The sequence below is a fragment of the Maribacter sp. PR1 genome, from assembly GCF_028464145.1.
GTDB lineage: Bacteria > Bacteroidota > Bacteroidia > Flavobacteriales > Flavobacteriaceae > Maribacter.
Genome location: NZ_JAQPCG010000001.1, coordinates 726,697 through 739,505, shown reverse-complemented (window position 1 = coordinate 739,505; position 12,809 = coordinate 726,697). Strand labels below are relative to the sequence as shown.

At 41.5% G+C, this 12,809-nt stretch carries 12 protein-coding genes; 2 read left to right on the top strand and 10 right to left on the bottom strand.

Annotation, left to right across the window (positions count from 1 at the left end; translation table 11 throughout):
* Nucleotides 1-124: 124 nt before the first annotated feature.
* The gene (locus PP182_RS03150) at nucleotides 125-2,692 is read left to right on the top strand and encodes a cyclic nucleotide-binding domain-containing protein (protein ID WP_272649871.1); all 2,568 of its coding nucleotides are present in this window, start codon (nucleotides 125-127) and stop codon (nucleotides 2,690-2,692) included.
* Between the two features lie 3 nt (nucleotides 2,693-2,695).
* Here PP182_RS03150 and PP182_RS03145 read toward each other — a convergent pair whose 3' ends face one another.
* The 10 genes from PP182_RS03145 to PP182_RS03100 all read right to left on the bottom strand — a co-directional run bounded on the left by PP182_RS03145 (nucleotide 2,696) and on the right by PP182_RS03100 (nucleotide 11,764).
* Nucleotides 2,696-4,249, bottom strand: a complete 1,554-nt coding sequence (locus PP182_RS03145; RefSeq protein WP_272649870.1) for a M20/M25/M40 family metallo-hydrolase — start codon at nucleotides 4,247-4,249, stop codon at nucleotides 2,696-2,698.
* Between the two features lie 69 nt (nucleotides 4,250-4,318).
* Nucleotides 4,319-5,617, bottom strand: a complete 1,299-nt coding sequence (locus tag PP182_RS03140) for a Zn-dependent hydrolase (protein ID WP_272649869.1) — start codon at nucleotides 5,615-5,617, stop codon at nucleotides 4,319-4,321.
* Nucleotides 5,618-5,638: 21 nt separating this feature from the next.
* Entirely contained in the window at nucleotides 5,639-5,992 is a 354-nt protein-coding gene (locus PP182_RS03135; RefSeq protein ID WP_272649868.1) for a hypothetical protein, read from the bottom strand.
* Nucleotides 5,973-6,965 carry a 2-hydroxyacid dehydrogenase gene (locus PP182_RS03130; RefSeq protein ID WP_272649867.1) on the bottom strand — a complete coding sequence of 331 codons (993 nt, stop codon included), beginning with the start codon at nucleotides 6,963-6,965 and terminating at the stop codon, nucleotides 5,973-5,975. Before PP182_RS03130 ends, PP182_RS03135 begins: the two co-directional genes overlap by 20 nt.
* Nucleotides 6,966-7,460 carry a VOC family protein gene (locus tag PP182_RS03125; RefSeq protein ID WP_272649866.1) on the bottom strand — a complete coding sequence of 165 codons (495 nt, stop codon included), beginning with the start codon at nucleotides 7,458-7,460 and terminating at the stop codon, nucleotides 6,966-6,968.
* Nucleotides 7,461-7,464: 4 nt separating this feature from the next.
* The gene (locus tag PP182_RS03120) at nucleotides 7,465-8,628 is read right to left on the bottom strand and encodes a mandelate racemase/muconate lactonizing enzyme family protein (RefSeq protein WP_272649865.1); all 1,164 of its coding nucleotides are present in this window, start codon (nucleotides 8,626-8,628) and stop codon (nucleotides 7,465-7,467) included.
* Nucleotides 8,629-8,644: 16 nt separating this feature from the next.
* Nucleotides 8,645-9,532: a sugar phosphate isomerase/epimerase family protein gene (locus PP182_RS03115; protein ID WP_272649864.1), complete on the bottom strand. Its 888-nt coding sequence runs from the start codon at nucleotides 9,530-9,532 to the stop codon at nucleotides 8,645-8,647.
* A 23-nt stretch (nucleotides 9,533-9,555) separates the two neighbouring features.
* Entirely contained in the window at nucleotides 9,556-9,987 is a 432-nt protein-coding gene (locus PP182_RS03110) for a (4Fe-4S)-binding protein (protein WP_272649863.1), read from the bottom strand.
* A 6-nt stretch (nucleotides 9,988-9,993) separates the two neighbouring features.
* Nucleotides 9,994-10,287, bottom strand: a complete 294-nt coding sequence (locus PP182_RS03105; RefSeq protein WP_272649862.1) for a GNAT family N-acetyltransferase — start codon at nucleotides 10,285-10,287, stop codon at nucleotides 9,994-9,996.
* Nucleotides 10,288-10,357: 70 nt separating this feature from the next.
* Nucleotides 10,358-11,764: a glycoside hydrolase family 140 protein gene (locus tag PP182_RS03100; RefSeq protein ID WP_272649861.1), complete on the bottom strand. Its 1,407-nt coding sequence runs from the start codon at nucleotides 11,762-11,764 to the stop codon at nucleotides 10,358-10,360.
* Nucleotides 11,765-12,347: 583 nt separating this feature from the next.
* On the opposite strand from PP182_RS03100, the gene PP182_RS03095 reads away from it, so the two are divergent.
* Nucleotides 12,348-12,680 (top strand): single-stranded DNA-binding protein, encoded by a 333-nt coding sequence (locus PP182_RS03095; RefSeq protein WP_272649860.1) that lies wholly within the window; start codon nucleotides 12,348-12,350, stop codon nucleotides 12,678-12,680.
* The last annotated feature ends 129 nt before the right edge of the window (nucleotides 12,681-12,809 follow it).

The following is a 12,809-nucleotide window of genomic DNA, read 5'->3' as shown; positions in this document are numbered from 1 at the left end:
AATTGCCGATTCTCAAATAACTATCACCGATATTGACAAATTGATTTTAATGTGTTTTAAACTTCGTTTTTAAGTTTAATCTTAATAAGTTAGTCTGCCCTCTGGGTGAGTAAAACATAACTTTTTGGAAGAAAAAATTAGTTTTGAGGCATTGAAGGGGTATTTTCCCACGGGCAGTACCCAAAGTTATCCAAAGGACTATGTTATCTGTGATATTCACAGAAAGGTAAAAACGTTCCGATGGTTATTGGAAGGTAGTATAGACTATTATATTTCCGTAGAAAACCCTGAAAATGATATTCTAGTAAACAACTGTTCAGAGCCTTTTACTACCATTGGACTAAATGGTTTTAATTCTAGAAAAAGATATACCTACAAGGCCATAGTTTCATCCCCAAAGGCGGTCTTTTTCGAGGTTCCGTTAATAGAACTCAAGGATTATATTAAACATGATGGCGAAAATACCTTGCTTAAAGGTATCGGTGTAAAACTATACCATCAGTTACGGACTGCTTTACTAAAGCAAACAGAGCTTTTAAGCCCTGTACGGTTTCAACCCTTCGTGGAGGATCGAGAGTTTTATATATCACCCGATACCGAACAAACAGAGATTGTTGCCTTGATGCGCCGTTCTCCCTTTCTGGATTATTTTGAGGAAAAATATCTAACGCACATGGCGAAAATTGCGGAGCGTAGGGAATATGAGCCGGATGAAATCCTTTATATACAAGAAGGTTCTAGTAATGGTCTTTTTATACTCATAGAAGGAGAAGTGTCCATTAAACGGATTGAAAATAATATTGAAATACAACAACGCTCCATAAAGAACTCCGGCTTTATTTTTGGATGGTCCTCACTATTAGGTGAAAAAGATATTTGTTCTGCGATTACCATAACAAAGACATCGGCATATTTTATTCCGCAATCGGAATTCGCCCAGCTTTTTGATTCCGATAAGTCTTTTGAAAAACAATTTTTTAAACAGTTATTGTGGTTGATGGGCAACCAGTTAAACGCCGCTTTTGTAAGGTATGTTGGACTCCTGGGAAAGCACAATTTACAAGCGGTGTATCAGTTGATAAACAATAACAAATCCAGGATTGCCCTATCCTCTCCTTTACACCAAGTGCCGCACTTATTGAAAAATATAAATACCAAGCCTTATGCTTATCGAGTACTTTCCGAAATTCTCAATACAGGCTCCTCATTGGAAAGACATTTGGCTTCCTTGAGTTTAGAATTATTGGCAGAAGACAAAAAGGAATTGAATTTTGTTAAAGGGCTTCAGCATGTTTACGAAACCGTTGCCGAGAAGAACAGCGAAGGCGCGATTAGTAATCGACGAGCCTGTGCGGAAATAACGACGAAAGTTTTTGATAATGTACCGCACCTCATAGAGGGATGGGAAAACCTCCCGGAAGATTCAGGTCATGTTTTTATTTATAATCACTTGATCAATGACTCCTATTATACCCTTAACAATAGTTTTCAAATCACTTTGGATTCCCATTTTTTAAGTTCCATGGTACTGTACAAGAAGTATGGTGAGCCGGGTATCAGGACGGTTAGAGTGGGGAAGGGACAGGAGTACGGGCATCAAAATTATTATGATAATCTAGGCTATATCAATGTATACACCAAGGAATCCGATGAGACTTCGCGGGAAGAGAAGCTAGCGTCTAGGAGCATTTTCTATAGTCAGGCTTCTAAACATTTGCAGGACAAGTACAATTTAATCATCAGTCCCGAGGGCACCTCTTATAGGACGGAGGATTCCCCGGGACCATTTAAATTGGGGACTTTCAAACTGGCCCTATATTCTGACCCGGAACCTTACATAGTACCTGTAGTAATGGTTAATTTTGATCATAGGATTGGAAAATCCCTGTATTATTGCAGTATAAAGAAACCGTTTAAATTGAGTGAAAAAGTGCCTTCAAGAAAGATAGAGGACTTGGTTCGTTTTGTAAACGAGTATCAAGAGAAGTATAAGCAGTATGTTAAGGATGCAATATCCAGGGCGGAGCATTTGTTTATGTCACCCACGGATACAGAGGATTTGCAAGAACCACCTGAAATATGGCGAAATGAAATAAAAAGGCTTAGAAGAAGGGTCGGAAAATTAACGGACCAAGAAAACCTTATTGCCTTTTACGGGAGTTCTTCCATACGTTTATGGGTCAATATGCAGCGAGATTTAGAGCCTATGAATGTGCTCAATCTAGGTTTTGGAGGTTCTTCCTTTGCATGGTGTATCCATTATTTTGAAGAAGTGTTCAAAGATGTACATCCATCTAAAATAGTGCTTTACGCCGGTGAGAACGATTTAAGTGAAGGGAGGGCCCCCCAAGAGGTTCTGGCCGATTGTAAAGAATTGGTCCATATGATATATAACAGATACCCCAGTATAGAATTGGCCTTGATAAGCCTGAAGCCAAGTGTTGAACGCCAAGCATTGATTCCCCTGATTATGGAAACCAATCTATTATTGTCCAAATATATGATTACCGAACTCAATGCGCAATACATTAATGTTTTCGGCCAGATGATTACCACGGAAAATAGACCGATACCCGAATTGTATATGTCCGATGGGCTACACTTGAACAAAAGGGGATATGCCCTTTGGAGTGGCGCGATAAAAAAGGCACTCCAATCGGTGGACAATCTTGAAATGGAAAATCAGTTATAACAGTTAATCCAATCCTCCCTTTCTAGTGGGACTTCGTTGGGATGGCCATTCCCGTTGCTCTCCCGTTCTTGGATTGATACCCAATACCGCTTTTTCACGAGATGTTTTTTCAGGGTCCTCACAGGCCATATAGGTTAAAATAGCTGTTAAGATGGCGTTGTTTCGGACATCGTCAAACACAATTTTGTCGTACGTGTCCAAATTAGTATGCCAAGTATAGTTCCAATAGGCCCAGCTCAAAGAGCTTAACGAAAATGCAGGGGCACCGGCAGCCACAAAGGATGCATAGTCGGAACCTCCTCCACCTGGAGTTCCGGGAAAAGTGGTTTCAATCTCGTTTTTATAGGCATCGGGAACAGCCTCTAACCATTTTCCTATATAGGCATAGGAATTTAAAAAGCCTTGTCCTGAAATACGTACTACCCTTCCCGTACCATTATCCTGATTGAAAAGTGCTTGCAGGCCTTCCACGATTTTTGGATTATCTTCCACAAATGCCCTTGACCCATTAAGGCCTTGCTCCTCGCTTCCCCAGTGACCTATTAGAATGGTCCTTTTTGGGTTGGGATATACTTTTTTCAAAATTCTGGCAGCTTCTAACATCGTAATGGTTCCGGTACCATTATCCGTAGCTCCAGTAGCTCCATCCCAAGAATCAAAATGGGCGGAAAGAATCACATATTCATCGGGTAGTTCCGTTCCAGGAATGGTGGCGATGGTATTAAAAGTGGGTACCTCTCCCAAATCTTTTGATTCCGCTACAATTTTTATTTCAGGTTTCACGCCATGTTCCACCATTCTATACAACATTCCATAATCTTCCAAAGAAATGTCAACTACAGGAATTTTATCCGTACCAGCACTGAATATTTTATTAGCTCCAAAACCTCTAGACCAACGGGACTGAGCAATACCTACAGCACCAGCTTCTTCCAAAACCTTGTTAATGGTTCTGCTGGAATATCCCGTATTGTCCATATTTTGGCGCCAAGCTTTTTCCATTTCTGCTCTTTCCTCCTTCATTTTAGTAAAGGATTTTTCCGTTGCAAATTCTTCCCAATTATCATCAGGTCTACCGGTAGGTTGCATCATACTTACCATGACAATTTTATCTTTTGCATTGGGTAACCAATTTGCAAATGCCACGGAATCGTTGACTTTGGGTAGCGTAATTAATTCTGCAGTGACTCCTTTTTTTCCGGTACTAGGATTCCATGCCAATTGTGTGGCATGTAGGGAAGCTATCCTAGGTGATACCATATCTACATGGGTAATGCCTCTTTGCCATCCTTTCCATGTACCCCACTGCTGGCTTTCTGCATCAATCCCCCATTTTTTGTATGTTTTAACGGCCCAATCGTGGGCGGATTTCATTTCAGGTGTTCCAACTAATCTTGGTCCGTTAAAATCCATAAGCTGATACGCCAATTCTTCCAGCTGGGAGTTTTCCGTTCCCTCTTTTTCGATGGCGGCAACGATTTCTTCGGTAGTTTGTGCCCTTGCTGTGAGCGATAAACCTAGTACAAATAATAAGGTAAAGAGTAGTTGTTTTTTCATTTTCTTATGCTTTACGGATGAAGTTCCAAGTTAGCAATTATACCTCGAAAATGAATCTTACCAGCTATATTAATCCACCATTTTGTCCATTGAAAGTAAGGTCTTAAGCAATACATTGGCACCGTTAGCCATATCCTTGGCAGAAGTGAACTCTTTTGGTGAGTGGCTAATGCCACCTTTGCTGGGGACAAAAATCATTCCGGTCGGAGCAATAAGCGCCATATCCTGGGCATCGTGCCCCGCACCACTGGGCATATATTTAAAGGTTAACCCCAAAGATTTGGCACTTTCCGCTATGGTTTTTTGTATTTCTGAATTCATAATGGCTGGGTCCGCAGTAGTATCTAAGGGATGGAATTCAACTTGGACATTGGAAGAGGCCGCAATGACTTCCGTTTTAGTTTTAATGGCATGGAAGACTTTTTCAATGACATCCGAAGAAAGGTCCCTGATTTCTAGACTGGCGACCACTTTTCCAGGAATTACATTTGGTGCTCCCGGATTTGCCTTAATTCTACCGACAGTACCTACTTGAGCCCCCTCAAAACTATTGGTAATCTCGTTCACGGCTACAATATATTTAGCAGCTGCCAGGAGGGCATCTTGCCTTGCATCCATAGGCGTTGTACCGGCGTGATTCGCAAAACCTGTAAATTCAACATCCCACCATTTAAGTCCAACAATACCTTCAACTACGCCGATTTCTATGTTTTCCTTTTCCAAAGTGCCTCCCTGTTCAATATGAAGTTCCAAGAAAGCGGCAACATCCCCTTTTTTTCTTGCGACTTCGGCAATGCGAGTGGTATCACCCCCCAAACGCATGATTCCTTCACCCATGGAATACCCCGTGGAGTTTTTAACGCCAAAGGCAGTTTTTCCTAAATGACCGGCTATGGCCCGACTGCCCATAACACCCCCTTCCTCATTGGAGAAGATAATGACCTGTAAAGGATGTTGGGTTTTGATTTTGTTCTCATTTAAGGTTTGGATGACCTCCAAAGCGGCCATGGAACCCACACAGCCATCGTAATTGCCTCCGTTTGGGACACGATCTATGTGCGACCCAAAGACTATGGGTTTCATGTTCTTCTTAGTACCTGACCTGGTCGCCACAATGTTCCCTGCAAAATCGGTATGGGTTTCCAATCCCATTTTTGTCAATTCTGATATGACCCACTTATTTACTTCAATATTGGCATCGCTAAAAGCGACCCGTTCCGTTTCCCCGTTCTCTTGAAGTCCAAATTTTGCCAAATCAAAAATACGCTGCTCCAACCGATCTTGATTTACAGTTACTTGGGAATAGCCAGAGATAAAAGAAGCTAAGGCTATTGTAAAAACGAACTGTTTAATTTTTTGTGGGTTCATTGGTTTGGTCTAAGTCGGTTTTTAATTCTTTTCTATATTGCCTCCGTTTGGGACACGATCTATGTGCGACCCAAAGACTATGGGTTTCATGTTCTTCTTAGTACCTGACCTGGTCGCCACAATGTTCCCTGCAAAATCGGTATGGGTTTCCAATCCCATTTTTGTCAATTCTGATATGACCCACTTATTTACTTCAATATTGGCATCGCTAAAAGCGACCCGTTCCGTTTCCCCGTTCTCTTGAAGTCCAAATTTTGCCAAATCAAAAATACGCTGCTCCAACCGATCTTGATTTACAGTTACTTGGGAATAGCCAGAGATAAAAGAAGCTAAGGCTATTGTAAAAACGAACTGTTTAATTTTTTGTGGGTTCATTGGTTTGGTCTAAGTCGGTTTTTAATTCTTTTCTATTGAAAATACAACGCTCTGCAGGTTGCTCCCCTCGAAGAATCGCCAGGGTATTTTGTACTGTGAACATACACATAAAGTCATAGGTAGTTTTGGTTAGACTTCCAACATGGGCGGTGATATAGGTATTGGGCAATTTTAATAAGGGGTCATTTGGTTTAGGAGGTTCTTCGGATAGTACGTCCGCTGCAAATCCGCCCAATTTATTTGCATAGAGTGATTCGGCCAAAGCTTTTTGATCAATAATCTTACCCCTCGCTGTATTGATTAGCAAAGTACTGGGTTTCATTTTCTCCAATGCCGAAGCATCGATTAAGTTTTCGGTCTCTGGGGTCAAGGGTAGATGTATGCTGATAGCGTCCGATGTTTTTAATACGGTATCCAAATCGGTAAAGGAAAAGGGAACGTCTTCTTTTTTGGAGCTCCAATAGATGACTTTCATGCCAAAGGCATCGGCAAGTTTTGCCACTTTTGTTCCAATATTTCCCATACCCAGTATGCCCAAGGTTTTTCCGTGTAGTTCATCGCCCTTATAACCGCCCCGATCCTGCCATCGACCTTCCTTAACCATGGTAATGGCATTGAAAAGTTTTCTTTGCAAGACCAATAAGAGTGAGATGGTGTGCTCTGCGATGGTGTTGGCATTGGAATTGGGCGCATTTACTACCTTAATCTTTCTTTTTGTGGCTTCAACCACATCGATATTATCCAAGCCCACGCCACACCTCGAAATCACTTGCAATTTTGGTAAGGCATCCATTAAAGTCGACCTTACTTGTCCTTTTCCCCTAGTAATAATAGCGTCAATTTGACCTGTGGCTATGTGGCTATTTCGTGAAGCTTCATCAAATCCCGTCAGGATGTTCATATCCCCGGCCGATTCCAATACTTTCATGGCGTCTTCGGCAACGGTTTCCAATAAAAGAATATTTTTTGGCATTTATTTGTTGTGATATAAAGTAGCGTCTTTCGTTTTATATCCCCTAAAGTCATTCCTTCCGGAAACATAAATTCCCTCTTTGTATAACTCGTCCTCAAAAATTTTAGGGTCTATCTTATCCTTGTCTTCGGGGAATGAGGATAATTCCACTAAATTACCTGAAGGGTCGCGAACAAACATTTGAATGGCACCATCCGGAAGCTGACGTACCTTGCCCCAGGGTTTAATATCGATAACCCCCAGTTCCTTCATTCTAAAGAAAACGGCATTAATATCATCCACGGTAACACATAGATGTCCCCTAAAGGAATAGGAATCTTCCCATTCCGTTAAATGTAACTGTTGTTCTTCGTTGAACTTAAAAAAAGCGGTAGGGTAGTCGAATAAAAATGCCGGAATGGGCTCTAGGCCCAATTCATGCTCATAAAATTTACAAGCTTCTTCCAAATTACTCACTACCAATGCCACATGGTTAATCTTTACTGCTCTTGCCATGATATTATTGTTTAAAATCTTTTACAAAATCCCAATTAGGGGTTACCCCCAATCCGGGTTTATCGGGTGCCTTGATCATACCTTTATCATCAACACGGATATTTTCCTCCACCAAATCATACATCATCGGATTTCCGCCCAAAGAGAATTCAATTACGTTTGCGGATGGTGAAGCGAAGGCAACGGAAACTCCTGCCATAAAAGAAAATGCCGATCCCCAACAATGTGGAGCCAGTTCCAACTGATAGGTGTGTGCCAATTGCGATACCCGTATGGCTTCCGTAATACCACCAATAATGGCACAATCGGGCTGCAGCACATCCAGTGCTCTTTCCGCAATCATATCCCTAATGTCAAAAGCGGTGTATTCACTTTCACCCGCGGCGATAGGAATATCCGTATTGGACCGAACTTCTGCGGTTCCAATTTTATTATCCGGATTGATGGGTTCCTCAAACCAGTACAGGTTACAATCGGCCACGCCGCGACAAAACTGTTTGGCTTCCGGAACACTAAAGGTTCCATGGGCATCGGTCATCAATTTGATGTTGTCCCCTAAAGCTTCTCGGGCTGCCTTTACCCGTTCTACACTGGCTTTGACGGTTTCATCCATAATGCCTACACGCATTTTTACTCCGGAAAACCCTTTACTGGTATAGCCTTTCAATTGTTCCCCAATAGCATCCACTTTGGCCCATCCGCCACTGGCATAGGCTTCCATTTTATCCCTACAGCTTCCACCCAACAATTCCACGACTGGAACTCCCAAGGATTTTCCTTTAATGTCCCAAAGGGCTGTGTCTATGCCGCTGAGCGCAGAAATAGTAAGGCCCCGTCGTCCCAAAATTGGAAACTTACGTCCCCTGGACAGGGAATAATGATCCCGGGTGCCATTATAGACCATTTCCCAAATACGGGAAATGTTTCGGGCATCCTGACCTATGAGTTGGGGTTTTAATTCGTTTTCCACACAACTAACGATACTGGCACAGGAGCCAGAGGACCCTACTGCGGCTTTTGCCTCACCAAAACCCTGGAGTCCGGTATCCGTAGTAACCACGACCAGGGTCATATCAAAATTCGTCAATAGCCCATAATCGCTAAAATGTTGTTTTTCTTTTGGAATAGGACATCGCAGCCAAAACGCTTCTATATTGGTTATTTTCACGGTTTAATTTTTCTGATTATTTAAGTATTTCGGTTAATGTATCCATGGATTTTTTCGTCAGCATCGTATAAAATTCATCGGTTATGGCAGAACTACCATGATCTTCCAAAAACTTCTTTTGCTCGGCCGTTAATTCCTTGGGATCGGTTTCAATGGAGTTTGGAAATGGGTTGGCAGGTGTTCTATCCAAAGGTGCGCAAAACTCCACGGATAGTACCTTATCGTAATTGATCTGCTGTAAGGTTTCAATAATTTTTTTCCAATTTAAATGTCCCATTCCTGGGGCCATTCTATTATTATCGGCAACGTGAAAGTTAACCAATCGGTCGCCCACTTGTTTCATGGTACTGAACATGTCCTCTTCTTCTATATTCATGTGAAAGGTATCCAGGCACACCCCGCAATTGGGACCTACAGCTTCGGCCAAGGCCAAGGCCTGTGCTCCCCGATTTATGAAATACGTTTCAAAACGATTTATGGGCTCAATACCTATACGTAGGCCTAGATCCTCAGTATACTTATAAATTTCCTGTACGCCCTCCACGGCCCATTCCCATTCTTGTTCTGGGGTAGCGTCCGGGATAATCTTACCCACCGTGGCCGGAACCAAAGAAATTACCGAACCCCCCAAGTCAGCGACCATTTTTGCCAAATCCTTAACGTATTGGATGGACATTTTACGTTGAGCTGGGTCTTTTGCCAATAGATTTCGTTCCTCCAACATCAGAGTAACGGAACCCCAACATTTGATTCCATGAGCATCCATTATCGGCTTTATTTTTTTGGCGTCATAATTTTCAGGTGCCCCCTGAATCTCAAGAAAGGTGTATCCTAGTTTGGAGATACGAGTCAACGTATGTTCCAAAGATTCTGCCCGCATCCAGTTGTGAATGGCTAATTCCATAGGTGTAATTTAAGTTTTTCTAGTTATCCAATGAATTTTATTTTTCGATGCGAACCATCGCAAAAAGGTTTGTTTTCCGATGCCCCACAGCGACAGAATCCCGTTGCTCCTTCTTTTTGTACCGTTTCTCCAGAAGCTAATTGTATATGCAAATCACCTATGATTTTAAGTGGACCGTTAGCTAGCACCGTGACTTCTGCTTTTTGATCTGATTTGGTTACCTTTTGCTTTTCACCATGGTTCATATAAAAGGTCAAGGCCCCGGAGGGACACTCATTTATTTGGGCCTTTAAAGCTGAGGTACTCGCTTCCTCGGGGGTAATCCACGGTTTTTCCTGAGGTTTGTATACCTCGGGGAGCTTCTTTACACAAACTTCTGAGTGGATACACTTTTTAGGTTTCCATACAACGGTAAGTTCCCCGTTGGTGTATTCTTTGATGATTTCTTTGTCCATATTCGATTATTCGATATTAATTCCCTTCATGACCAATTTTTTCCATTCCGGATGCTTTTTTAAATAGAGCGCTACAAATGGGCAAAGCGGAATTAAGGTCAAATCTTGCCTTTCCACATCCTCTAAAACCTCTAATACCAAAGAAGAGCCTATTCCTTTTCCTTCTAAAGCACTTGGTACTTCGGTATGGGTGAGATAAATTTTCTCCTTGGTCTTGATGTATTCTATGAAAACGAGGGAATCATCCACTACGGCCTCATACCTTTTTTTAGAAGGATTATCGGTTACCTTTAAATCCACAATGATTCAATTTTAAGTTTTTTAAGTTAGGAAAAAATACTGAGTTGGTTATTGATTTTAAGGGTTCGATTTAGAGCCTTTTACCGGGAATTGGAAAGCCTTTAGACGGTTCGTCTAGGACAAGTACCCAATCATGACCTTTTCCGGAGGTCGGAGCTTTTATTTTCAGAGCGTTTGATTTGGATATCTTGCCTCCTGAAAAGCTGTTTCCTGTCCTTGGATCATACCACCAGGCGTTTAGCTCATTGGTTGAAAAGGATGAAAGATTAAGATTTACGGTTCCGCCTGTGGGTAGATATACCATGCCATAAGTACTGTCTGCGCTTCTTGTGGCAATTTTATAGTCATTATTTTCTTCCTGGTCTCCATTAATCATATTTTGATCAGGTATGCGAGAAAAGAACGGTCTTGATAACATCAAATTTTTAAGATGCCTAACTTGATCGGCCATGGGCAAGTCCAACGCAGCGGTCCACGGTCGTAAAGGTCCATTTATAGGCTCTTTATCTAGTGTGTACATCTGCCATACGGCATGGCACCCATAGGATTGTCCAAAAGCTCCGGCAAAAACGTTCCAATACATGATTCTTCTAATGTCTTCAGGAGTGCTGTAGCCGAGTTCCTTCGCGTTAAAACAGTTAGGGTGGTCTTCGTAAAGTGGTTCACCATCCAATACTGGTTTTACAGGTTGCAGGCTGTAATCTTGTTCAATATGCTTGTAGGTACCTTTATTGGCACAATGACCTGTCTGATGCATATTAAAATCTAACCAATCTTGATTATGAAACCATGTAGAAGATCCTCCGCCCTCTTTAGGTTGTGGGTGAAAAGTCATGAGCGTGTTTTCATACCCACCGGCACCTTGGGCGACACCTTCCGCCATTTGATTCCATATGTTAACATCTTCAGAATTCTTACGGGGATTTCGATCTCCACCAATGACCCAAATAATATTGTCAAAATCTCTATATCTATTTCCAATCCATTTGCCAAAAGTATAGGCGTTAGCCGCGTTGAATATCTCAGGACCCACGCCCCATTCCTTGGTATTGACCTTGTCGCCCCAAGTGGGTAACAAGGCAATATAGAGTCCAAGGGAATCCGCCTTTTTTATGATATAATCCACATGATCAAAATAGGCCTCGTTGGGGGTGGAAGGATCGTTGTTCAACAATGGGGTTTCACCATAGGGGTTTGGGTCGTTCAAACCATCCAATTCGGCCAAGGCCACCGCTTGGATAACATTGAATCCTTGTTCCGCCCTTTTTTTGAGGTATAGATCCGCCTGCTGTTCATTACATCTATGAAAGAGCTCCCATGCGGTATCCGCCAACCAAAAGAAGGGTTCGCCCTCTTGGGTAATCAAATACCGACCATTGGAACTTACTTGTAAACGCTGGGACAACAGTCCCTGGGTGGTGAGCACTAATAAAAGAGAACTGATAAGAGTATAGAGTGATTTCAAGGGTACATTCATAGTTCTTTTGATGGGGTTCAATTTCGAATCAATTTCTTGTATCTATTTCCAATGTTTTGGATAATTCGATAACCTTATAAATTTAGAATTTTTTCTACTATCTAAAAATCAATACTTTTATTGATGTGTCAAGGGCCCGTAAAATAATAGAGACAGTACTAGGGATACTTTTTATCTGCCTAAGTACTGCAATTGTGGTTTTCCTTCTTCCGGATTTTATTTCATTGGTAAAAAGGACTCCTTATTTATTGCTCGAACCTAAAGCATCAGTTAGACATGAGATGCAACTAGATTGGTTTTGGCAATTTGTTGGTTGGATCATTGCCTATTTTTCCTTTTGTGGTGGTAGGTCTTTTTTAAGAGATGCCCAGAAATCATCTATACCTAGAAAATAAATTACAATTCAATATTATAAATAAAACATTGATATTCAATTTTATAAAAGTTTACAAACGAATGTAAACGATTACAAACGAAAATAAGTGTTTTAGAACCGAGTAATCTTTTGAGCTGTAAATATGTTTGCCCTGTCAAGTCATGGAGGCTTGATAGTATTAACTGTTTAACGCAAAAATTTAAAATTATGAACGCACTTAAAAACAAAGTACAGTTGATTGGAAACTTGGGACAGGACCCAGAAATCGTAACCCTAGAAAATGGCACCAAATTGGCCAAGTTTTCATTGGCCACTACCGAGAGCTATAAAAATGCCAAAGGGGAAAAGGTAGAGGATACCCAATGGCACAATATTGTGGCTTGGGGCAAGACGGCAGAAATTGTAGAGAACTATTTGCTCAAAGGCAAGCAGGTGGCCGTAGAAGGTAAGCTTACTCACCGCTCGTATGAGACCAAGGAGGGAGAAAGAAGATATATTACGGAAGTCCGTTGTAATGAATTATTGATGTTGGGAAAATGAGATAAATCAGAACTAGATAAGCCTCGATACCCTTAATGGGTTTCGGGGCTTTTTTGTTATTTTTAGTTTCATTTTAAGCATATTTTTTTAAATCAAACAACACCGTATCGTCAGCAAATGTCACCCTTA